This window comes from Desulfovibrio sp. An276 (assembly GCF_002159665.1).
Classification (GTDB): Bacteria; Desulfobacterota; Desulfovibrionia; order Desulfovibrionales; family Desulfovibrionaceae; genus Desulfovibrio; species Desulfovibrio faecigallinarum.
Map to the genome: position 1 here is coordinate 57,252 of NZ_NFJC01000011.1, position 20,980 is coordinate 78,231.

20 protein-coding genes are annotated in these 20,980 nt (G+C 55.6%); 4 read left to right on the forward strand and 16 right to left on the reverse strand.

The features are described from left to right. Positions 1-39: 39 nt before the first annotated feature. From B5F76_RS06420 to B5F76_RS06430, 3 genes are all read left to right on the forward strand, one after another. Positions 40-1,068 carry an ABC transporter substrate-binding protein gene (locus B5F76_RS06420; RefSeq protein WP_162608727.1) on the forward strand — a complete coding sequence of 343 codons (1,029 nt, stop codon included), beginning with the start codon at positions 40-42 and terminating at the stop codon, positions 1,066-1,068. A 179-nt stretch (positions 1,069-1,247) separates the two neighbouring features. Further along, positions 1,248-2,078, forward strand: a complete 831-nt coding sequence (locus B5F76_RS06425; RefSeq protein WP_087352484.1) for an ABC transporter ATP-binding protein — start codon at positions 1,248-1,250, stop codon at positions 2,076-2,078. Between the two features lies 1 nt (position 2,079). Beyond that, on the forward strand, positions 2,080-3,039 hold the full coding sequence (locus B5F76_RS06430; protein WP_087352486.1) for an ABC transporter permease: 960 nt from the start codon (positions 2,080-2,082) through the stop codon (positions 3,037-3,039). Between the two features lie 109 nt (positions 3,040-3,148). On the opposite strand, the gene B5F76_RS06435 is transcribed toward B5F76_RS06430, so the two are convergent. Further along, a complete protein-coding gene (locus B5F76_RS06435) occupies positions 3,149-3,640 on the reverse strand; it encodes a flavodoxin (RefSeq protein ID WP_162608728.1) in 492 nt (163 codons plus the stop codon). Positions 3,641-4,336: 696 nt separating this feature from the next. On the opposite strand from B5F76_RS06435, the gene B5F76_RS06440 reads away from it, so the two are divergent. Then, positions 4,337-4,738: a hypothetical protein gene (locus B5F76_RS06440; RefSeq protein WP_087352490.1), complete on the forward strand. Its 402-nt coding sequence runs from the start codon at positions 4,337-4,339 to the stop codon at positions 4,736-4,738. On the opposite strand, the gene B5F76_RS06445 is transcribed toward B5F76_RS06440, so the two are convergent. From B5F76_RS06445 to B5F76_RS06515, 15 genes are all read right to left on the reverse strand, one after another. Then, complete coding sequence (locus tag B5F76_RS06445; protein WP_087352492.1) at positions 4,735-6,384, reverse strand: vWA domain-containing protein; 1,650 nt, start codon at positions 6,382-6,384, stop codon at positions 4,735-4,737. The genes B5F76_RS06440 and B5F76_RS06445 overlap by 4 nt on opposite strands. An 11-nt stretch (positions 6,385-6,395) precedes the next feature. After that, complete coding sequence (locus tag B5F76_RS06450; RefSeq protein ID WP_087352494.1) at positions 6,396-7,334, reverse strand: AAA family ATPase; 939 nt, start codon at positions 7,332-7,334, stop codon at positions 6,396-6,398. A gap of 60 nt (positions 7,335-7,394) precedes the next feature. Further along, positions 7,395-7,994 (reverse strand): DUF5714 domain-containing protein, encoded by a 600-nt coding sequence (locus tag B5F76_RS06455; RefSeq protein WP_087352496.1) that lies wholly within the window; start codon positions 7,992-7,994, stop codon positions 7,395-7,397. 163 nt (positions 7,995-8,157) lie between these two features. Next, positions 8,158-8,826 (reverse strand): vitamin B12 dependent-methionine synthase activation domain-containing protein, encoded by a 669-nt coding sequence (locus tag B5F76_RS06460; RefSeq protein WP_087352498.1) that lies wholly within the window; start codon positions 8,824-8,826, stop codon positions 8,158-8,160. Between the two features lie 90 nt (positions 8,827-8,916). Next, positions 8,917-9,489, reverse strand: coding sequence for a bifunctional adenosylcobinamide kinase/adenosylcobinamide-phosphate guanylyltransferase (locus B5F76_RS06465; RefSeq protein WP_239406979.1), 573 nt, complete (start codon positions 9,487-9,489; stop codon positions 8,917-8,919). After that, positions 9,482-10,411, reverse strand: coding sequence for a cobamide remodeling phosphodiesterase CbiR (gene cbiR, locus B5F76_RS06470; protein WP_087352502.1), 930 nt, complete (start codon positions 10,409-10,411; stop codon positions 9,482-9,484). Before cbiR ends, B5F76_RS06465 begins: the two co-directional genes overlap by 8 nt. Positions 10,412-10,439: 28 nt before the next feature. After that, positions 10,440-11,183, reverse strand: coding sequence for an adenosylcobinamide-GDP ribazoletransferase (gene cobS, locus B5F76_RS06475; RefSeq protein WP_087352504.1), 744 nt, complete (start codon positions 11,181-11,183; stop codon positions 10,440-10,442). Continuing rightward, the gene (gene cobT / locus B5F76_RS06480; RefSeq protein WP_087352506.1) at positions 11,180-12,208 is read right to left on the reverse strand and encodes a nicotinate-nucleotide--dimethylbenzimidazole phosphoribosyltransferase; all 1,029 of its coding nucleotides are present in this window, start codon (positions 12,206-12,208) and stop codon (positions 11,180-11,182) included. The genes cobS and cobT overlap by 4 nt, the downstream gene beginning before the upstream one ends. A gap of 177 nt (positions 12,209-12,385) precedes the next feature. Beyond that, positions 12,386-13,117 (reverse strand): DUF1638 domain-containing protein, encoded by a 732-nt coding sequence (locus B5F76_RS06485; RefSeq protein WP_087352507.1) that lies wholly within the window; start codon positions 13,115-13,117, stop codon positions 12,386-12,388. 37 nt (positions 13,118-13,154) lie between these two features. Then, the gene (locus B5F76_RS06490; protein WP_087352508.1) at positions 13,155-14,990 is read right to left on the reverse strand and encodes an ASKHA domain-containing protein; all 1,836 of its coding nucleotides are present in this window, start codon (positions 14,988-14,990) and stop codon (positions 13,155-13,157) included. 492 nt (positions 14,991-15,482) lie between these two features. Continuing rightward, complete coding sequence (locus B5F76_RS06495; protein ID WP_087352509.1) at positions 15,483-16,439, reverse strand: CobW family GTP-binding protein; 957 nt, start codon at positions 16,437-16,439, stop codon at positions 15,483-15,485. Further along, the gene (locus B5F76_RS06500; RefSeq protein ID WP_087352510.1) at positions 16,436-17,785 is read right to left on the reverse strand and encodes a uroporphyrinogen decarboxylase family protein; all 1,350 of its coding nucleotides are present in this window, start codon (positions 17,783-17,785) and stop codon (positions 16,436-16,438) included. Before B5F76_RS06500 ends, B5F76_RS06495 begins: the two co-directional genes overlap by 4 nt. A gap of 275 nt (positions 17,786-18,060) precedes the next feature. Beyond that, complete coding sequence (locus B5F76_RS06505) at positions 18,061-19,479, reverse strand: monomethylamine:corrinoid methyltransferase (protein WP_087352511.1); 1,419 nt, start codon at positions 19,477-19,479, stop codon at positions 18,061-18,063. Positions 19,480-19,527: 48 nt separating this feature from the next. Then, positions 19,528-20,154: a cobalamin B12-binding domain-containing protein gene (locus B5F76_RS06510; RefSeq protein ID WP_239406980.1), complete on the reverse strand. Its 627-nt coding sequence runs from the start codon at positions 20,152-20,154 to the stop codon at positions 19,528-19,530. A 403-nt stretch (positions 20,155-20,557) separates the two neighbouring features. After that, on the reverse strand, positions 20,558-20,851 hold the full coding sequence (locus tag B5F76_RS06515) for a TrmO family methyltransferase domain-containing protein (protein ID WP_239406981.1): 294 nt from the start codon (positions 20,849-20,851) through the stop codon (positions 20,558-20,560). Positions 20,852-20,980: the final 129 nt, after the last annotated feature.

The following is a 20,980-nucleotide window of genomic DNA, read 5'->3' on the forward strand; positions in this document are numbered from 1 at the left end:
AAATCAAAAAAGTACCTCTTTTTCGCTGTTTGTGCCGCCTTGCTTGTCGCAGGTCTCTCGTGCCTTGCCCCGGGCACGCCCGGGGCAGCCTCCGCAGGCGATCCTGCGCAGGAGAAAACCTGGAATCTGCGCGTGGGGCAGATGGGTACAAACCTGAAACCGTCCATGGTGCTGCTGGCCTGGAAGCTTGGCTACTACCGCGACGAGGGCCTGAACGTCACCCTTGCGCAGTTTTCCGGTTTCAACGACGCCATGGTAGCCCTGACCCTGGGCAAGATGGACATCCTGCCCTATGGCGTCATCCCCACGTGCAGCTTTGTTGCCCAGGGCGCGAAGCTCACCATTTTTGGCGGCACCATCTCCGAGGGCAGCGCCTGCGTGACGCTCCCGCAGCGGGCCAGGGAATTTTCCACCCTGGAGGCCTTCAGGGGCAAGACCATAGCCGTTGTGCGCGCAGAGACAGGGCACATGTTTCTGAAGCGCGAGCTGCGCAAGGCTGGCATCCCGCTTTCCGAAGTGCGCTTTGTGGAACTGCCCTATTTCCAGTCCGTGCTTGAGGCCGTGCACAAGAAGCAGGCCGACGCAGGCATCACCAACACGGGCTTTGAGCTCAACGCAAAAATCCAGGGCCTTGCCGTTCCCTTTGCCATTGCCCAGTATGTGCCCAATTTCCCCTGCTGCAGGCAGACCTGTGCCACGGAGGCCCTGGAAAGGGATCGCGAGCCCTATGTCCGCTTCCAGCTGGCAAATTTGCGGGCCATGAAGACCATGTACGACAATCCCGAACTGACCGTGAAGACTCTGGCAGAGTTTTCCGGACAGAGCGAGGAGTACGTGCGCTACTTTGTCTACGACAGCCTCATGCGGATCACCATGGATCCGGGCAGGGAGAAGGTCCTGGAATTCTACCAGGTCATGAAGGACAATGGCGATATCGATGCGAACACGCCCTTCGGGATGGAGGAGGCCATTGATACCTCCGTCTATCGCGATGCCCTGGACCGTGCCCTTGAGCGCTGGCCCAACGACAGGAATTTGCAGCGGATGAAGGCCGAATTCGGGGAGTAGGGCGTACCTCTTCGGAATTTCGCGCGGCCGACTATTGGTGCAACACTCATAACAGAGCGCATCCAGTAGCTGGCATGGGCAGCCCAGGGCTGCAGGCTGTTGCCTTGCATATTGGCAAACAGGGGTCGGATCCACGAGGGATCCGGCCCTTTCCCAGGTTGAGGATAGAGGAGGAATCAATGGGGTGCGTTGAGGTCAGGCATGTCAGCTTTGCCTACGGGGGAGCAAGCCCCCTGCTTTGCGATCTCGACTTTTGTGTGCCGGACGGGTCCTTCTTCTCCATCTTGGGGCCGTCCGGCGGAGGAAAGACCACGCTCTTGCGGCTGCTGGCAGGATTGCTGCGGCCTTGCGCAGGCAGCGTAGTTTGCGCAGGCAGGGAAGTGCTTGCTCCGGGCAGGGACAGGGCCATAGTCTTTCAGCAGGGAGGCCTGTTTCCCTGGCTCACGGCCCTCGGAAATGTGGCTTTTGCAGCATCCAAGACGCATCCGGGCATGTCCAGAAAGGAGTGCCGAAGCCTTGCCTCGTCCATGCTCGATCGGGTAGGGCTTTCCCAAGACATGAACAAGTGGCCGGTACAGCTTTCCGGAGGCATGCGCCAGCGCGTTTCCATTGCCAGGGCCCTGGCAATGGAAACGCAGGTGCTGCTCATGGATGAACCCTTTTCTGCCCTGGACTACAAGAACCGCTGTCTTTTGCAGGATTTGCTGGGCGAGCTGTGGCTCGCAAGCCACAAGACCGTGATCTTTGTGACCCACGACATCGACGAGGCGCTGCTCTTGTCGGACAGCATTCTTTTTCTGGACGGCACAAGAAACATGCCGGCCATGGCAGTGCCCTATCCCCAGCCGCGCTCACGCTCGCTGCTCACCACAACAGCCTTTTGCGAGCTGCGCAGGCATTTTATTGCGCTCTTCAACAGGGAGCACAGTCCCCTGGGCATATCCGCGGACCAGCTGCTTTCCCTGCGTGATCAGGCTTCGGGCCAGGGGATACAAAGCGGGGAAGAATGAGATGAAACGCCATATTGCTGTCCACATGCTGTTTGTCCTGCTGATAGTCCTGACGATCTGCTCCAATCTCCAGGCCCTCCAGGGTGTGCGGGTTGCCGTGAGCGGTCTTACCGCGGCCAGTCCAGGGGGTGCCATGCTGACATCAAGGCACCCGGGCATGTTTCTGGGCGTGACAATTCTTCTGGAACTGATCGTTTGCCTGCGCCTGCGCGGCAGGGGAGATCGGCAGTCCGTTGCGGACGTAGGCTGTCTGCTTTTTTTCGCGCTTCTTGTCTGGGAGCTGATCGCCACAACACTGCGTGCCGGCCACCCCATTCTCTGTCCGCCCCCGGAAGCCGTCTTTGATGTCTTTCGCAGCCAATGGAAACTCATGCTGCGGGGAATGGGCTCCTCCCTGCAGCTTCTTGGCGCAGGCTTTGCCATTGCCTTGCCCCTGAGCCTTGTGCTGGGGGCCCTGGCCGGATGGAACAGGCGTTTTCGGGGAGTGACTGTCCCTGTCGCCCGGGTAATGGCGCCTGTGCCAGCCATCATCTACGCGCCGTATATCATTGCCATTATGCCCACCTTTCGCTCCGCAGCGGCCATGGTCATCGTGCTGGGGATTTTCTGGCCGGCCTTTTTGCAGACAGTGAACCGCGTGCTGGCCATGGACAGGGAAATTCTCGACAACGCTCGCATGCTGTCGCTTTCCAGCGCGGAAATGATCTTTCAGGTCCTGATTCCCTGGATGTTGCCAGGGGTTGTGGCCGGGCTGAGGGTCACGCTGTCCACCTCCTTCATGCTGCTCATTCTGGCGGAAATGATGGGAGCCACAAGCGGGCTTGGCTATTTCATCAAGAACTTTGCGGACTATGCCAACTACACCAATGTCCTGGCCGGCATTATTCTTGTGGGGTGTGTGGTCAACGTGCTGAACCTCATTCCCGCGCTGCTCGAGCGCTACATGAAATGCTGGCGCTGAGCGTGCCAGGCCTCGAAAAAGGAAAAAACCTCCGCCTGAGGAACAGGCGGAGGCAGTGTCTTTTGGGAAACCGGGAGCTATCCCGAAGGGAGTACGAAGATGGTGTCAGCTAGAGTCCGAGGCTGGCTATCCATTCCCTGACTTCTTCAATGGAGGCCGTGGGGGCCAGGCGCTTGCATTCGCCTATCCAGTTGGCCTTGGGGCAGGCCTTCTTGACGGCATTGTCAACGCCGGCGGCTTCGGTCTTGGCGGAAGTGGCAAAGGAAATCATCTTCTTTCCGGAGAAGTCTGCGCTTTCCAGGAAGGTGAGGACCACGCGCGGTGCGGTTCCCCACCAGACAGGACAGCCGATAAAAATGATGTCGTAGTCCCTGATACAGTCCAGGCAGGGAGTGGGCTTGGACAGGGCAGGACGTGTCTCGGGATTCTTCATTTCCAGGGTCGAGCGGCTTTCGGGGTCCTGCCAGTTGAGATCTTCCTTGGTGTAGGGCTGGGCGGGATGAATGGCGCAGAGATTGCCGGAAGTGGCCCGGGCTATGGTCTTGGCCAGTTCCTCAGTCTGTCCGGTAGCGGAAAAGTAGACGACCAGTGTCTTGGACATGACAAACCTCACAGTGCTGTGGTCGGCCTGTGGCCGGCCGGAAAGGATACATGTGGACACGCTTCCCCAGGGGAAACCTGCCCGTGTGCGAAGAATCTGTCGGCGAGCCATCCTGGTGACAGGGTATATGTACAGGAACTGTCTCATACGTCCCCTTGTCCTGCGGTCGGCATGTACACAATACCATGCATACCATCCATCCCGTATGCCGAGACCTGAACATCAGGGGGATACATGAGACCAGACTCATTCTTTTTCTTAAAAAAGATACGCAAGGGATACAGGCAAGGCAAGAAGTATTATGGCAAAAAATTGCCTTTTTATGGCAGATGACATATATTCAGTAGTATATGTCCTGTCTTTGCATGACAGAGGCTCTGGAGAAGGTACTGCGTGCCGTGTCCTTCCCTGTCTTGCGCAAGACGGCATTCCTGACAGTATTTTTTTTTTCTTTTGTACTTGAAAAAATGACAAAATATTCTCTTGTTTCTTTGTGTTAATACTCTTGAATAAATTCTATTAAGTCCTGAAAATGGACAATATAGTGTATTTTTGCTGTTGACAATTGCATGATATTTTGCCATTCTATAAAAAATATATAGAAAGAATTGGTTAGTTTCTGTCAATGTTGCGGGTCATTGCGCATTTTCTGGCGCTGACCGAGGCAGACAACTGCGAGAACCAGGGAGAATCGCCATGGAAATGATCGATATCCAGAACATGCTCGATGCCCTTGCGCACAGCGAAAATCTGTCGGACATACCCGGCATGCAGAAGATGAAGGCGGATCAGAGCCACCACGACGCGGTGCACAAGGCCCCGGCCCTTGACCCGCAAGGCGAGGAGCAGTTCAGGCAGTGGCTGGCCGCGCGGGACGGGGAGGCCGAGGATCTGTCTGTGCTGCGCTCTGTCTTTGTCATGGAGCAGCAGCTTTTGGAACTGGAGGAGGGCCTTGCGGCCATGGATGATTCCGAGGACAGGGGCAGGGCCATGCACGCATTCTGGATACGCTGGCGCAGCCTGCTTGGCAGCCATGCCCACCACATGGAGCGCTATATGAAGCTGCGCTCAAGGCTCTGGGAGGAAGGCGCAAACTAGCGCTCCACCCCGAGCTTTCTGCGCAGCATGCGCAAAATTTCTGCCGCAAGCTCGTGGACCTCGCTGATGATGCAGCATTCGTCTTCGGGCAGGTACTGCAGGATATGTTCATCCTGTATGCCGACGCCAAGAAATTCCACGCCCGCCCTGCGGGCCCGGGCGATGGCCTTTTCAAAGTCGTCGCCGTCGTTGGCATCCCCATCGGTGATCATGATGACAATCTTGCGCATTTCCATGGAGGCAGAAAATGTCTGCATGGCGTACTTCAGGGCGCAGCCGCAGAGGGTTCCCCCATCCGGCAGAATACGCATGCGTCCGCTGACCCGGTCTCCATGGCGCAGGATATCAACGACCTGATTGTCGAAAAAACCAATGATGCTGAAGTTGAGACCGCGTATCTTGCCCAGACAGCTGGCCAGGGAAAACAAGGCCTTGGAGGCCAGCAGTGCCTTGTTGGCAAAGCGCATGCTGCCACTCATGTCGATGCACAGTACAATTTCCGTATTGACCTTTCTGCGCTCCACTCTGCGGAAGAAGACATCGTCGCGGCAGATGAAGAGTTTGTGCAGGGTATTGGTATTCAGGCGACCCGTACGCATGGGGCCTGAACGGTTGAGCTCGAAGCTCTGCAAAAGAGCCTGCATCTGGGCATCCATCCTGGCCGACGCCTTGAGGGTTTCCAGCTGCTCCTCCCTGCTCAATTCAGCAATGCGATTTTCCCAGACCTCACTGCCTACTCCATTGTGCAGGGTAATCTGGTTGTCCACCAGCGCGGGATCAATGGTGCGTGCGACCTCGCCGACCATCAGTTCCGCGGCTCTGGCTATGTCTACTGTGTCCTTGGCAGAGCCGCCATTGCGCAGGATCCAGCGCAGAACGTTCAGCATCTGCTGGGTAAACCAGCTCTCTTGTGAGGCAAGGTCCTCGAAATAGCGCAGGGCAATCTCTATGACCTGCAGCGCCAGCTCCATGGTGGCTTGCGTTCCCTTTGCAGTGGCAACCTGTCTGAGGCAGGGTTCGACAAGGTCTGCAAGCCCGGGAGCAAAGCGCTCGACGGGTTCGCGGAAAATCTGCAAACGTTTTTCGAATCTGGGCAAAACGTCTGCCCGTGCGCGAAAGAGCAGGTACTGGGTGAAGGCAGTCCAGACGAGATACGGGATTTCTCTGGGGGCCAGCTCCCCTCTGGCAAGTCTTTCCAGCGCAGCCCTGGCATCAACAGGCTCCAGTGGGGGAGGAAGGATGGGCGAAGAGTGCTCAAGGTAGAGAAGGGTGCTGAAGGTGCGCAGATTGCGGCGGCAGCCCGGAAAGCTTTCCCCCATGTCCCGTTCTATCACGATGTCCTCAAAAATGCCTGTGACATTCTTGAGGGAGCCTGCGTACTGGGGATAGCGAAGAGGGCCGTCCGTGAACAGTACCCTGTCCGAAAAGCGGACATGCCCAACCTCGTGATCCACGTAGCCACGCAGCAGGGCGCGGTAGTACCTGTCCTGGATGGGGATGGACGGAATGGTGATCACTGCCCTGCCGCTGTCCTGCTCAAAGGTTGTTTCCGCCATCTGGCCGTTGCAGATGACAGTGACACCATATTCCTCGGACATGGCAACGGCCAGCATTTCCAGAGTGCGGCTTTCCATCTCCTGGTACATGGCAGTCTCCCTTAGCCAAAAATGCGCTGAAACAGTTCGCGCAGCGCCATGCGCGTTGCATGCGAGGCACGGAAGGTTATGGCCCGATCCAGCGCCCGTGATATTGCGTCTTCCCTGCCCATGTGCTGGTACTGTTCAGTCAGGCAGACCCAGCGGATAAGCGTTCTTGTGCTGAAGGTCACTTCGATGGCTGCGTCCATGTCCTCAGCGTCATAGCCCATGAACAGACGCCGGACCGCATTGGCAAAGCGTATCATCTGCCGCAGGGTACTGTTGTCGATACTCTCCGGGGCATGGCTTGCGAGCAGCTGTACTTCCTCCTCTTCCTCCATGTAGCCGCATTCTACCAGGGTAAAGCGATCCATGAAGGCCATGTTTTGCCGCAGCACTCCCTGGTAGAGGCCAGTGTGATCGCTTCCGCCATTGCTGTTGGCAGTAGCCACAAAGCGGAACATGGGGTGCGGCACAATGAGTTCGCCGCCGTTTTCGGCTATGGTGAGCGGATAGCCGTCCAGAATGGAGTTGAGACCTGCGGCTGTGCTCGGATCCAGCAGATCGATTTCGTTCAGAAGAAAGAGACCTCCCTCCTTCATGGCCAGGGGCAGCGGACCATACTCGTAGTGCATGGATCCCTCGTGGACTGTGTGATGGCCGACCATGTCCGGAAATTCCAGTCTGCTGTGCCCCGTGAGTTCGTAGACCGGGTAGTTCAGCGCGTGCATGACCTGCTTCACGCACGAAGTCTTGCCGCAACCTGTAGGACCGAAAAGATAGAGAGAATCCTGTCCGTAGGCCAGCCAGGCAACAATATCTTCCAGCCAGGAAGGAAACATGTAGTGCGGGTTTTTCTGCGGCGTATAGGGAGAACTTTCCGACCAGCCCCTGATGGCAATGCCGGCAGGTATTCCCGGAAACAGCGTGCCTGCGTCGAAGGTTTGTACTGTGTTCATGATCGTCTCCCGGTGATTGCCGAAGAAAGGTTCCTGGAGGGTGCCAAGGTGTGGTACGTCTCAGGGAACTGCATTTGCGGGCATGGGGCCAGCATAGAAGGGACAGCGCTCCCTGCGGCATTCGCTGTTGAAGTTGTACCAGGAGCATTGGATGTCCGGCACGGGGCCCAGATCCAGACCGAGCAGTTCCGGCAGGGCATCCAGGGCTGCCATGAGCGCCAGATAACTTGTCCTCTTGCAGCAGCGGGGGCCTCCGACAGAGGAGATTTTGGCAAGACATCTGGCTGTGAGAGCATTGGCCGTGTCCCAGCCCTGCTCTCTCTTGGGATTGTTGTGAAGCCAGACACAGGCAAAGATGCCGCAGCCTACGCCAGCTCCACAGCAGCCCCACCAGCCGCAGAAACCGGGGAGCACCTTGCGGGCACGGTCTTCAGCTGTAGAGAGACACCCGGCAAGCTCCTCTCTGGCCATGCCGCTCTTGTGCGCTGCCAGGGTCAAAAGCGTTGCTGCCATGATGTAGTGATGGACAGGATCGTGCATGGGAACACCTGCCGCGCCCATCAGCTCATCCAGAACGATCAATGCCGTGAGCTTGGGCCTTGCCAGCATGGCAAGACAGGCGTTGGTGATTGTATCGTAGTCCATTTCCTGAATGCCCATGACAACTCCCGAATATGTACGCCGCCAAGAGCAGGGCCTTGAGCAGGCCAGAAAAGCTGTGCCAGTTCCGGGGAAAAGAGTGTCCCATCCCCGGAACCGGCAAAAAAGGGCAGTAGTCCATCCCAAAAGACTGCCCTTGTACAATGGACTGTTTTGTCCGGGGTTAGATGACAGTGGATTTGGCCTTGCGATTTGGGCAGCCTTCACGGGGGCAGAGCATGCAGTTGTAGTACTTCTTCTCGGTCTGGAAGTAGATGCCGGAGACGGAATAGGCCGGACGCATGAGACACGAGGGCAACAGAGTGATACCCGCGTCCGAGGCCAGGGAGCCCATGACCTTGAACAGCTGGCGCTGCTCCTCGATGGGCCAGACAGGCAACGAACCAGGCTGCACGCAGGATATAATGGGGATGTCGAACTGTTCGCAGATCTTCTTTTCCAGCAGGGCCTGGTACTGCTTGCACACGGCTTCGCGCAGACGTCCCGCAAAGACAAGATCCAGATTGGATTCCAGCGTTTCGGCCCATTCCAGAAGCTCGACGCCTTCAGTGGCAAGGAAGGTAAAGACTCTGCCAAGGCCTGCCATTTTTTCCGGGAGCAGGGTGCTGGTCATGGTGACACCGTCGACTTCCACATGCTCTGCATCGATTTCCTTCAGGGAACAGACCTTGGCTACGCCCCTGGGCCTGGCCTTTTCGACAACAATGGCTGCCAGCTTTTCCAGTTTTCTTTCGAATTTTTCCTGTCCTGGCTTGATGCCCAGCTTCTTGGCTACGGCTGGCATATCCAGAACGACAGGAACGTTTTCTATTGTTATGACAGAAGTGCTCATACGTCTTTCCTCCAAGAGTTGCAAAGTGGATCCGCAGTGCCGGTGTCTTGTTGTGGTGGATATGCAAGGTAGGACATGCAAATTTGGGTATCAGTCGCTCAGCAGCAACTTCTTGCCTGCTATGCAGAACCAGGCTTCTCTGGCCCGAGCAGCCAGCATCTGATTGACAAGCCCAAGGCCATCGCAAAAGCTTCGCGCCATGGCAGTGGCCTGGATGCCCCCCAGACCTGTTTCTCCGGAAACGGCTATCCAGTGGCAGGATATGGTATCCATAAGCTCAAGCAGGTCCTGGAGCTCCTTGCGGCAGGTCTTTTCCAGAAGCACGGCATCTTCCGGATCCGGCAGGCTGCAGAGAATATTGGTTACCCACATGGTTACGCAGTCGATAAGTACTGTGGGCTGGTGCGGACTTGAGGGCATCTGTGGACTGCGCAGAAATGTCGCGATGTGCTCTGCAAGCCCGAGCGGGCATTCCAGGGTGTGCCAGTGCTCCGGGCGTCTTTTTTGATGGGCGCGGATGCGCTCCATCATGGCCGGATCCTCCAGGCGGCGCTGCGCAGTCGCAACATAGAGAACAGGGCCCCTTGCTTGCAGGGCATCCCGTTCTGCGTGTACGCTTTTGCCGCTGCGAGTGCCGCCGAGGTAGAGAGTGAGATCAGGCATGCGCATTGCTCCTGGCAAGATAGCGGTCGTAGGAACGCAGTATTGTCTCGTGTGATCGTACAAAGTCTTCGGTATGAAAGACCTCGATATTGAGAACGCCCTGCCAGCCCGCGTCCCACAGGGTGTGCATGACACTGTCTATGCAGGACGGGGGCATGTTGTGCAGAGACTTGTGATCGCGTGGTGCAGGACCAAACAGGCTGCGCAACTGCGTGCGGAGTGGTGTCTCGGGCAGCGTTCGGGCAAGGATTTCCCCGGACACAGTGGCCTTGGGGCGGGCCTCCATGCCATGCAGATGGATAAGGCGCGTCTTCGCAAGCCAGGAAGGGAGAAAATCCTGCGGGTCCCAGCCATCCTTCCAAAGATGGCCAACATCCATACAGCGGGAAAAGTCGCTGTCCTGCACCCAGACATCCCAGAAATCGGGGGGAAGACTTTCCAGATTTTCTACCGCAAGGTATTCCGGTCCGGGGAACATGGCCGCAATTTTGTCGAGAGCTCGAGCTGTCAGCTCCCGCTGCTCCAGGGTGACCCCCAGTTTTTGGGGATTGGGCCCCAGGAGCACGTTGTCCAGGGAGGGAAAGCAGACATGGAGTACAAAAGTGTGCGGGGAAAGGGGAGCAGTGCGTTCCGCGACTTTCGTCACATCCTCCAGCATGCGGCGTGCTTCGTCTTCGGTTTCAAAGCTGTGTTCGTAGGGCAGATGTATGTTGACGCTGATGCCCTCGCCGTCGGCAATACGGGCGATTTCCCTCACATCCTCTTCTGATATGAGGTATTGGCAGTGATCGCCAACCGTCATGACGAGCAGCGAGACATCCTCGCACAGCCCGGCTGCGTGGCGGAAGCCGGGGACATAGTCCACAGGTTCCAGAAAGGAGGTGGATCCAAGCCTTATGTGGGGGATGGCGTATTGTGGCATGGCATTTTCCTTGGGGACGCAGGGGATGTCAGATGCAGGCGACAGTCAGAACCGCGCACTCTGTGAGCTCGATAAGGCAGCCGTAGACGTCGCCTGTGACGCCGCCCAGGCGTTTTTTGGCTGCAGACAGAAAAATGGCCGCCACACCCAGTGCCACTACCAGGGCCGCCACGCCTGCAAGTCCGTTGATGGCGCATATGGCCAGAGCGCTCGCACCAGCCCAGAACGCGTGGCGGGAATTGACGCCAGCCACGGTAGTGCTGCCCATTCCCCCAGGCCTTGCAGAAGGAAGGCGCATGGCAAGAAAGGTGGAACATCTTCCCAGTATGGCTGCCATGGCGCATATTCCGGCAAGATTCGCGCAAGAGTATGCTGTGGGCTGGACTGTGTCAGCCAGTGTACTCAGAGTGGCGAATTTGAGCAGGACAACGGAAAAGAGGGCCAGGGCGCCGAATGTTCCCAGGCGGGAGTCCTTCATGATGACAAGTCTCTTTTCCCTGGGCGCCTCGACAAGCATGCCGTCGCCGCAGTCGGCAACGCCATCCATATGCAGGCCACCGGTGATGGCTATCCAGGCAAGACAGCCCAGGGCGCCGCATACAATTGGCGGCAGTGCAAGGGCTGTGGCCCAGACCACAAGGCCGATCAGAATCCCAATCACAAGGCCTACTGCCGGAAACCAGGCAACTACGCCTGCAAAGGATGTGACCTGATCCGGTTGCCCCAGGGGGAGACGGGTAAAGAAGCAGAGAGCTGTGCGCAGATTTGTCATGAGAAATCCAGACTATCCAGGGTGGGCATTTCGGTGAGTATGCGAACTGCTGTGTCAATGACGGGAAAGAGCAGGACAGCGCCGGTGCCCTCTCCAAGGCGCATGCCGAGATCCAGGTAGGTGGGGATGCCAAGCCGCTCCATGAGGGCCGCGTGGCCCGGCACTGCGGATACATGCGAACCAGTGAGCATGCTGGCTGTGCCTGGGAACAGCTTTTCGGCAACGAGTGCTGCTGCAGTGGCAATAAGCCCGTCCAGCACAACGGGGATGCGCAGGGATACACCTCCAAGCATGAACCCTGCCATGGCTGCGATCTCCGGTCCGCCGACCTTGGCAAGCACATCCAGAGGATCCGATGGATCCGGCTGATTGACCTCAATGCCGTGGCGAATAAGTTCTGTCTTTTTTTTGAGACGATCCGAGGACATATAGGCGCCCATACCAGTGACGCTTTCAAGAGGCATGTCGGCAAGAACGGAGATGATGGCTGCCGAAGGCGATGTGTTGCCTATGCCCATTTCTCCGGGAGCAAGAAGATTGATGCCTCTGGCTGCCTGTTCTCTCGCCATATCAATACCGACTTGCAGGCATGAGAGAGCTTCGTCCCTGGTCATGGCAGGATCTGTGCTGAAATCCCTTGCGCCATGGACCACCTTGCGCTGGACAAGGCCAGGGATATCCACATCGCGCTTCATGCCCACATCCACAATGGTGAAGCAGGCATTGGCTGTGCGGCAGAATGCATTGATGGCCCCTCCACCACGGCAAAAATTGCGCACCTGCAGTTCTGTCATTTCCTGACTGGAGGCGCTTGCTCCCTTGAGGACTATGTCGTGATCCGCAGCAAAAAGGACAAGTCCCTTGTTTGGAAAGGAAGGGCATTCTCTAGCCGTAATGCCGGCAAGACGAATGGACAGCTCTTCAAGCTTGCCAAGGCTGCCGGGAAGTTTGGCAAGCGTATCAAGCCGTTCTCTGGTCCTGTAGGCACAATCCTTTGCAAATTCCGGAATTGTCACATTTTTCATAGAATATTTCCCCAAGTAGCCAGATATAGTTCCAATAGTCTTAGAAGTTGTTGGTAAAAGTTATTGTTTTTTATGTTTGATATGGCATCAAGGAAAATCTACTATTTTTTAAAGCTACAGGTCAATATGTTTGCATATTTTTATATTTATACGAGTAGTATTAATAAATATTCTTATTTATTGAATATTCAAATCTGCAAGAGGAACAGCAATGATTGTCCCATCCATATCCATATCCATTGTATAGCCGGGTTCGATATGCAGGAAACGTTGCCTATTATGTCCTCCAGCGATCATCTCACGTAAAAATGAAGAATTGCCAGCATATTCCGTATAGGGTATTCCGACAGTCTCTGCAACCTCGCGGGCAGTTTCTTCATAGCGACCTTTCATTTCCGGCCATGAGATGTAGCCTAGGCAATGGTAGTTTCTGTAAATGGCCTGTTCGGCCTTCATCATGCGCAGAGCCTTGGCCTTGCCAAATTTTTCTTCAAATTGTGCCAGACGAATATCATAGTGCAGATGCAGATTGATCTGAAAGCTTTCAAGGTATCCTGGCGAGGACCAGTAAATTGCACCTTCGCGAGTTACGGCGTGTTCCTTGTTGTGTTCCTGGCCGAGGAGCATCGAGATACAGTCGTGTATGCGCGGAACAACAAGGGTTGCGCGTCTTGAGTGCACGCCGCACATTCCACGCCCACACAGGCCATAACTCAGAAAAATGGTACTTGCTTCAGAGTGGGTGTCTTCAAAGTCGTCAATGACATCCTGAACACTGTTACGCAGTTTTTCCGGGATGTTGTGCAACTGGGCTTCCAGAAAGACGGTTTCGGGAAGCTCAATACCCTCTCCAGCCAGGAGTTCCAGTTCAGGGCGAAAGATTTCACAGGATATTAGCAGTGTTGCCATAGGTACTCCCGGGTGGAGAGGTAATTGATACAATACTTTATCCCTTGGTGATCCTTGGGAAGTTCAGGCAGTGGATCCACTTGTCGTTAAAGTCCGGATGGGTGGAAAGCTCAACAGGCTTTACAAAACTGGCTATGCGGTCCGACATCTTGCGCTGGGATGCGGAGAGAAGGCACATGCCCGCACCTTCGGCAGCAGCATTGCCAATGGCGATAATCTTTTCCTGGGGAATACCCGGGAAAAGCCCGAGGACAACGGCCTTTTCCTTGTCCAGATAGTTGCCAAACGCGCCGGCCAGATAGCAACGGTCCACATCAGCGGTCGTAAAGCCTGCTTCCTTGACCAGAATTTCTATGCCAGCGGCAATGGCTGCCTTGGCAAGCTGCAGTTCGCGCACGTCCTTCTGGGTCAGCACAATATCCTTGGTATTGCCGTGCTCGCCTGTGTAGGCAAGTACGAATTCGCGTATACCGCTGCCACCTGTACGCAGTCGCGAAGCCAATGGCTGGTTGAAGCCTTCGTCCTTTTCCGTAACAAAGCTGCCGCGACGGGTGATGAGGCCTGCAGTGATGAGTTCTGCTACAACGTCGATCAGGCCCGAGCCGCAGATGCCCTGTGGGGCAGTGTCGCCGATGATGCCCAGTGTAACCTTGTCGTCCTTCAGAGAGACACGTTCGATGGCGCCCTCGCCAGCACGCATGCCCTGCTCGATGTGAGCACCCTCAAAGGCCGGCCCTGCGGCAGCGGAACAGGCAAGTACCCAACCCTTGTAGCCCAGTATGATTTCGCCGTTGGTGCCGATGTCTACGGCTATGGTTATGCCTTTCTTTTCCCACGGCTTGGTTGCCATGGCAACACCTATGGTATCCGATCCCACGTATCCCGAAATGTTGGCCAGTACATGTACATAACCTTCGGGATTCATGGAAAGGCCCGCTTGGGCACCCTTCAGGGTTACAGACTGACGGTAGCAGGGAACAAAGGGTGCTACTGCCAGGTTGGCAGGATCAACACCCAGGAAGAAGTGGCTCATGGAAGTATTGCCGACAACAACAGCCTGGTAGACGTTTTCATCAGCAATATTGTTGTCCGCACACATGACGTGCATCACAGTTCGAATGCCCTGGCGGACAAGATCCTGCATCTTGGCAAGCCCCTCGGACGTGGAAGCGACTGTGATGCGGCTCAAGACATCTGCACCGTAGACACGCTGCGGGTTGGCCAGACCGCGGGCATCAATGACAGAACCAGTCAGAAGATCCACAAGATACATGGCTACTGTTGTTGTGCCTATGTCAATGATGCAGCCATAGCAGGCACTGGTGGTGTCGCCAGCCTCGATGGCAATGACTTCCCCTTCAAACAGCGTACAGGTCACCTTGAAATCGGCTTTTCTCAGCTTGGAAGGGAGATCGTGCAGGATGCTCGGGCTGAATCTGGTCTTGGCAGGGAGCTTGGCAAGTATGCGCTCGATGTCCGAAAGCTGATCGTGCAGGGTAGGGGCTGTCATCTCTATGTACACCTTGGAGACCGAGGTCTCGATGGTGCCAACATGTTCGCTCAAGCCTGGCAGGCGGACCTTGCGCGAAATGTCATCGCGCCCGTAGCCCATCTCTATGGCAGCATCTTCTGTGACTGTGCAGTTGCAGGCCAGGACTTCATTTTCCTTGCAAAATCGCTTGTACTGCTCCCTGTCCTTGATGTCGGCGAACGTACCGGAAAGGACCCTGACGACACACTTGCCGCAGACTCCGCGTCCTCCGCATTCGGAGCCTTCCATGAGTCCTGCCTCGTTCAGGCATTCCATGAGGTTGGCTCCCTGTTCGGCCTGTAATACATGCTTTTTTCCGGCGGAAATGACACTGATCTTCATCCAATATCGGTGCCTTGATCCCTGGCGGACAGGATGGCAGGCGCCGCCTCCTTTCTTTTTCTGGTAAAAATGTTCTGCATTTGGCAAGTCGGCATCGGATAGTCTGCTGTCCTGGCTGATTTTAATGTCTCCGTCAAGGTTGTGGTATCCAGGGACAGAGTGCATCTGCGCTTGGTCAGGTTCGCCTACTTTGAGATGGAACAGGGACAGATCGGTTCCGTTTTTTTAGAAAGGTCTGTGGGCTGCTGTGCGTTCCTGCAGCTCATTGTCTATGTTGAAGACCTGGCAGGAAAAGCAGGGTTGCAGACAATGTGTTCAATGCCGGTACGAACAAATACGCTCAAGTTGTAGTCTCCCGGTGTTGCGCCGGAATTGTCCGAGAAGGAGACAAAAACACGTGCCTCGCTACACAGGAATATGGTTGTCTGTTTCATGAAAAAAAATCCCGCAGGTTCCGCCCCTCACGAGCAGAACCTGCGGGGCTCATGGAGATCAGCTCAAGGTGAAGCCTTCACCACAGTGTTTCAGCCAGGACTTGCGGACTGTGCCGCGCATTTCGTGGCTGGGGTGCGGAATAACCACGATGATTGTTTCCTTTGCCGTATAGCCAAGGGGTTTGATGTCGATTTGGTCATTGACACCGTCTGCGTAGTACCAGACGCCGTCTTCGGCCAGAAAGACCCCTTTCACACGCAACGAACCTGGAAGTACATCGCGGAAAAAGCCTTCAACCTGTTTTTTTGCGAGTGTTTTCTCTGTCTTCACCAGGAAGTTGCCTGGACGTCCCAGAGGCTGTTTTGCCTGGGTGTCCAGACCGAACAGCGGTCTCGCGGGAGCCGGGTTTTCTGCAGGATCAAAGAAGCCATCCATTTTGGCATAGGTTGTTTCTAGAACCCTGGCCGAAGGATTGAGCTTGCGTATCTTCTCTCGAACCGTGTCGAGTTCTTCCGGGGTAGCGAGATCAATCTTGTTGATGATGATACGCGAACTTGCGATGATCTGCTCGTCTACAGCATTGATGGATCCTACAAGATCCAGGAAACTGTCCGGATCGACCAGAGCGGTCATTCCCTCGTAGCTGTAGTGCTCGCCTGTCATTTGCTGCAGGTCGAGAAGCAGCTTGTGCAGAGGCATGGGATTTGCCATGCCGGAGGTTTCCACCACTACGGCATCAAGATCCCGTTTTGCATAGAGAGCCAGAACCTTGATGAAATCACTGCTCAGACAGCTGCAGAATACCTGACCGTTGTTCAGTTCTTCAATCTCGACATCTCGGGCGTGCACAATAACGGAGTCAACACTGGCCTGACCCCATTCGTTGATGATCACGCCAACTTTTTTCCCCTGGGCTGTGGCTTCGTCCAGAACACGATTGAGGAGCGTTGTCTTGCCCGATCCCAAAAAGCCTGTGATGAAGTACAGGGGAACCGAGATGCCGGAATTGCTCATAGAACTTCCTCGATTTGCTTGATGAGATCCTCGGGATTGGGAATGATGGAAGAATAGATCATCTTGCCGTTCAGATAGAGGCTGGGCAGCTGGGCCACGGCCATCTTTCTGGTGCGGGAGATGTCGGGAATATTGTTGTACCTGTATTCTACCACATCAATCTTGTCACCAAAGTGCTTTTTCATATCGCAGGCGGATGCCCACATGTAGGTGCACGCAGCGCAGGCATCGGGATCCAGCAGGAAGGCCTCAAGCAAGGGCTTTTCCAGATGTTCGTAGTCTGGCAGATCGACATCCACATCAAGGTCCGTCATTTCGTAGTTGGCCACGAGTTCACGGGTCTTGTCCGTATTCAGCACGGCCTGGGACAGGGCGATGACGTTTTCGACAGGGGTTGCGTAGGGCATGTCGCAACCGGGCTGCACAATGAAGTTGCGCTTGGTATTCATGCGATCGATAAGATCGATGCCGGCCTTCATGTTGTCGAGCTGGTTGCCGAGCAAAAGGGCCGTGGTCAGTGGAATGTTGCCGCCGATAGCCACATTGTGACGGTCGCAGATTTCGTGAGCCACCTTGATGTCCACGTTTTCGTCAATGGCCACGGAGTCGGGACCGGTGAAGCACATGGGTTCGATAAGGTGGGTAGCGTTTCCGCAGACAAAGAAGGACGAGAATCTCTTGGCAGCACGAATGTGATCGAAGAGGATCTTGTACGGGCCGGCAATAAATTCGTTGAAGTGCTTGGGAGAAACCTGGGAGACAACAGGATCCACGGGAACAATGACGTCTACGCCTTCTTCGATGTAGATGTCGGCCATCTGGGTTCCCAGTTCTGCACAGTAGGCCATCAGTTCATGCACATAGTCGGGATGCTTGCGCATGTCGCGGAAGAAGTTGGTGCCGCGCAGATGTGAGGCCAGGGTATAGGGACCGCAGAAGAGCCCGTACAGGGCAACCTCGTCGCCAACGGCTTCCTTGATGCGGCGGGTTGTCTCGATAACAAGGGGCATGCGGCCGTCTTCGCGGGTGATTTTCTTGGTGGGAATGGTCATGTTTTCTTCAAGCGGGTGCGAGCGCACGCAGGGCGGGCTGTTGTGCTCCCACTTGATGGTGCAACCGAGAATTTCTGCTTCGAGCTGGAGATCGAAAAGCAGGATCAGGCCGTCGGGACGATACAGCCTGTCCACTTCAAGCAGACTTTCCACAAGCTTGTCGGCATCCTGATACACTTCGTCCGCTGTGTATCCCTTGATGAAACCGGCATGTACACCGGCCATGGTGACCCATGCGTTGCGTTCGGTTTCCTCATGGCGAAGACATTTGAAGAGCAGTTCTTTGCGGGTCATGGGTGTTCCTTTACTGTGTGGTTATGTCCAGAGGGCGGGGAACTGGACAACTGGGGGCATGGAACAAAAAACAGGGCCCGAATTCCCACTGACTTGATACGAGGCCGTCTTTAGATAGCGCGCTGTCCACAGCATAGCAAACCGGCATCGACACTGAGCCATGAGAATTCGAGCCCTGCTCAAAAACGAAACCTTGCGACAGACAGATGTCTCAGCTTCGCGTACAGCCTGACGGGAGCAGGGCCGTATGCTACCCCGCTCCCGAAAAAGGTTGTTTAGTCGTAGTCGACCGGCAGACCCATGGCGTTGAGTTCCTTGCGGACCTTGTTGCCGAGCTCAACATACCACTTCTGCGGGGTGACGGTTCTGAGGTCGTAGCAGCCGCGGAAGTCGCAGCCCAGGTCGTGAGCGATATGGGCGTCGATGTTGGGCTGGTACTTGGCCTGGCACTGCAGAACCAGTTCGTTGACCTGTTCGCGGGTCATGCGGGCCTTGGCAACTGCCTTGGCAACGTCGACGGAGAACTGGAGGCCGAAGCCGCACTGATGGTCGAGCTTGCCGGACTGGGCGCCGGTGCCGCCGGAGATGCCGTTGCCGAGAACTGTGGCGGACATTGCGGAAGCAGCGGATTCCCAGAAGAAGTTTTCGTGGCCGATACCGTGGGTCATCTGCCAGCCACCACCAGTCAGAGGCTCGCAGTGGGTGTTCTTGGTAACGGCAGCGTTCTGATGGTTGGAGCACCACAGGGCGTACTTCGAGGTGTTGCTGAAGTACATGGCGTCTGCGGACCAGGAGCCGTTCAGGGCCACGTCGAAGCACAGCTTCTCGATGATCCATTCGGCCGTACCGGTAACTGCGGAGTGGGCGGGGCCACCGGAGAGACCGCCGGGGTAGGAGGTCATGACCGAATAGAAGGGCACTCCGTACACATGGTACTGCAGGGCGCGGGTGAGGTGCTTGAATTCCACCTTGTGGAAGGGCAGGGTCAGGCAGCAGCGGAAGTCGCCCTTGCCCATGCCCCAGCCGGGATCCATGACGCACTGGATGGCGGAGAGGTCGATGCAGCGGATACCACCATCAGCGAGGCCGGGACGGCAAACCTGGCGGCACACGTCCTTGACCTGGGCGACGGACCACATTTCGGCGAACATTTCCCAGGGGGAGCCTGGCACGATGGGCTGGCCGTAGATTTCGGTGAGGTTGCCCTGGAAATGGCACATGTCCATTTCGGAAACCTGGGCATAGCTCAGGGCGATGGCGTGGTAGATGTCCTGGGACACGGGGCCGAGGATACGGCCGAGCACGCTGACGGGATTGTTGATGTGGTCGTAGTCTTCGAAGCCACGATGTTTGGCGGACACGCGATCCTTGCCGGTACCTACTGTCCAGGTGTCGTTGCAGTTGGCAACAGTGTCTTCGATTTCCTTGCGGGTGAAGTGCATGATGCGGCGGGTGTCGACGCAAAGAACGCCAACTTCCACAACCATATCAATGGCGGCCTGCCACAGACGATCCAGCATGTCGTCGTCGGTCGGAACCTGATGCTTGGGATCGTAGACGATTTCCCAGCGCTTGGTGATTTCCTTCAGCTTGGGCCAGTAGATCTTCTTGTCAAAGTCGTCTTCAAAGCAAATGGGGCCAGTGTTGGCACGGGACCAGTAGTCTATGAATTTGCTGCGATTGCCGATCAACATATCGGTTTCCTCCCAATGTAGTCACTATCCGATTTGCAAGCTGATGACTTAGAGTCCCAGTACGCGATTGGCCACTTCAACTGCTTCAACTGCGTCTTTCGACCAGCCGTCGGCACCAATCTGTTCGGCCCACTGAGGTGTGGTGGAACCGCCACCGATGAGGACCTTGTACTTGTCGCGCAGACCCTTGGCTTCGAGGAAGTCGATAACTTCCTTCTGATGCGGGATAGTGGTGGACATAAGGGCGGACAGACCGATAATCTTGGCACCGAAGTCCTCGGCGGCCTTGATGATGGCTTCGGAATCGACGTCGGCACCGAGGTTCTTCACCTCAAAGCCGGCGACTGTCCACATGGTGGCAACCATATCCTTGCCAACAGCATGCACGTCGCCCTTGACGGTCGCGATGACGACCCTGACCTTTTCCTTCTTGGCGTCGCCCTGGACAGCCTTGGCCAACTCGGGTTCAAAAACCTTGAGACCAGCCTTGAAGGCGTCGGTGGCGAGCAGCACTTCGGGCAGGAACACTTCCATGTTCTGGAACTGAATGCCGAGTTCACGCAGGGCATCGCCCATCACGTTCACTGCTTCCATGGGATTGACGCCTTCGGCGACACACTTTTGTGCCCACTCCTGAGCTGCATCGTCTTCACCGGCGATTACCGCTTTTCTCAATTCGTCAATAGCGCTCATACAAGCCTCCTAAAATGGGGGTAGAGAGTGTGGGTTGGGATGGTACTAAGTGTTATGCAAGAAGTGTGACAAAAAGGACAATCTCTTATTTTATATTGTTATATCAATGAGTTATTATTTTTTAAAGACAAATGACCTGCTAAAAATGCCCCGTTGTCCCGCTTTTTTCCAAGAATACTGGCACACTTTGTGCCAATGTGATACATTTCAGGTTTTGTGGCACACATTTACCCCAATAAACACTAATAAAAACCGTTATTATAAATACAAGCAGCCCTGCAAGATTTTGCAAAGTCGGTGGTATAATAGACAAATCTGGAGAATAGCAGGATTTTTTCCTGTATCCTCCAGATTTGTGAGAAAAAGAGCTTGTGCCTTGCGAAGGCTATCTGCGCCCACGAATGGCTACAGTTGTGTCATCGACTTCGTCCTGCCATCCGTCGCGTGTGCCGATGACACAGTCTATACGCCTGGAATATGGCTTGATATCGAGCAGGGGTGTGCCATCCAGCGTGTCGATATTGGCGATATGCAACAGATTGCCTTCCCGGGAGAGCAGACGGACAAGGCTCATGCCAATGGGATTGGGACGTCCCGGAGCACGGGTGGAAAAGATTCCGTGCTCAATATCCTGAAGAAAGGGCTTTACCAGAAGGGGGCCAGGTTGTGATCTGTTCAAATGATAGACCGACATTGAGCAGATAGGTTGAGGTATTTTTTGTAGCCCAAAAACGGTGGGTGTGGTAGGGCACCCAATATCTTTTTGGGAGGGGATTCACTGCAATGACTCAAAAATCTGGATACACTC

Coding starts and splice junctions, on each gene's coding strand:
- B5F76_RS06485 (WP_087352507.1), bottom strand. CDS start 13,117: ATGGCAACACTGCTAATATCCTGTGAAATCTTTCGCCCTGAACTGGAA.
- B5F76_RS06435 (WP_162608728.1), bottom strand. CDS start 3,640: ATGTCCAAGACACTGGTCGTCTACTTTTCCGCTACCGGACAGACTGAG.
- B5F76_RS06430 (WP_087352486.1), top strand. CDS start 2,080: ATGAAACGCCATATTGCTGTCCACATGCTGTTTGTCCTGCTGATAGTC.
- B5F76_RS06425 (WP_087352484.1), top strand. CDS start 1,248: ATGGGGTGCGTTGAGGTCAGGCATGTCAGCTTTGCCTACGGGGGAGCA.
- B5F76_RS06500 (WP_087352510.1), bottom strand. CDS start 17,785: ATGACCCGCAAAGAACTGCTCTTCAAATGTCTTCGCCATGAGGAAACC.
- B5F76_RS06455 (WP_087352496.1), bottom strand. CDS start 7,994: ATGGGCATTCAGGAAATGGACTACGATACAATCACCAACGCCTGTCTT.
- B5F76_RS06505 (WP_087352511.1), bottom strand. CDS start 19,479: ATGTTGATCGGCAATCGCAGCAAATTCATAGACTACTGGTCCCGTGCC.
- B5F76_RS06445 (WP_087352492.1), bottom strand. CDS start 6,384: ATGTACCAGGAGATGGAAAGCCGCACTCTGGAAATGCTGGCCGTTGCC.
- cobT (WP_087352506.1), bottom strand. CDS start 12,208: ATGAAAAATGTGACAATTCCGGAATTTGCAAAGGATTGTGCCTACAGG.
- B5F76_RS06460 (WP_087352498.1), bottom strand. CDS start 8,826: ATGAGCACTTCTGTCATAACAATAGAAAACGTTCCTGTCGTTCTGGAT.
- cobS (WP_087352504.1), bottom strand. CDS start 11,183: ATGACAAATCTGCGCACAGCTCTCTGCTTCTTTACCCGTCTCCCCCTG.
- B5F76_RS06440 (WP_087352490.1), top strand. CDS start 4,337: ATGGAAATGATCGATATCCAGAACATGCTCGATGCCCTTGCGCACAGC.
- B5F76_RS06465 (WP_239406979.1), bottom strand. CDS start 9,489: ATGCCTGATCTCACTCTCTACCTCGGCGGCACTCGCAGCGGCAAAAGC.
- B5F76_RS06490 (WP_087352508.1), bottom strand. CDS start 14,990: ATGAAGATCAGTGTCATTTCCGCCGGAAAAAAGCATGTATTACAGGCC.
- B5F76_RS06495 (WP_087352509.1), bottom strand. CDS start 16,439: ATGAGCAATTCCGGCATCTCGGTTCCCCTGTACTTCATCACAGGCTTT.
- B5F76_RS06450 (WP_087352494.1), bottom strand. CDS start 7,334: ATGAACACAGTACAAACCTTCGACGCAGGCACGCTGTTTCCGGGAATA.
- cbiR (WP_087352502.1), bottom strand. CDS start 10,411: ATGCCACAATACGCCATCCCCCACATAAGGCTTGGATCCACCTCCTTT.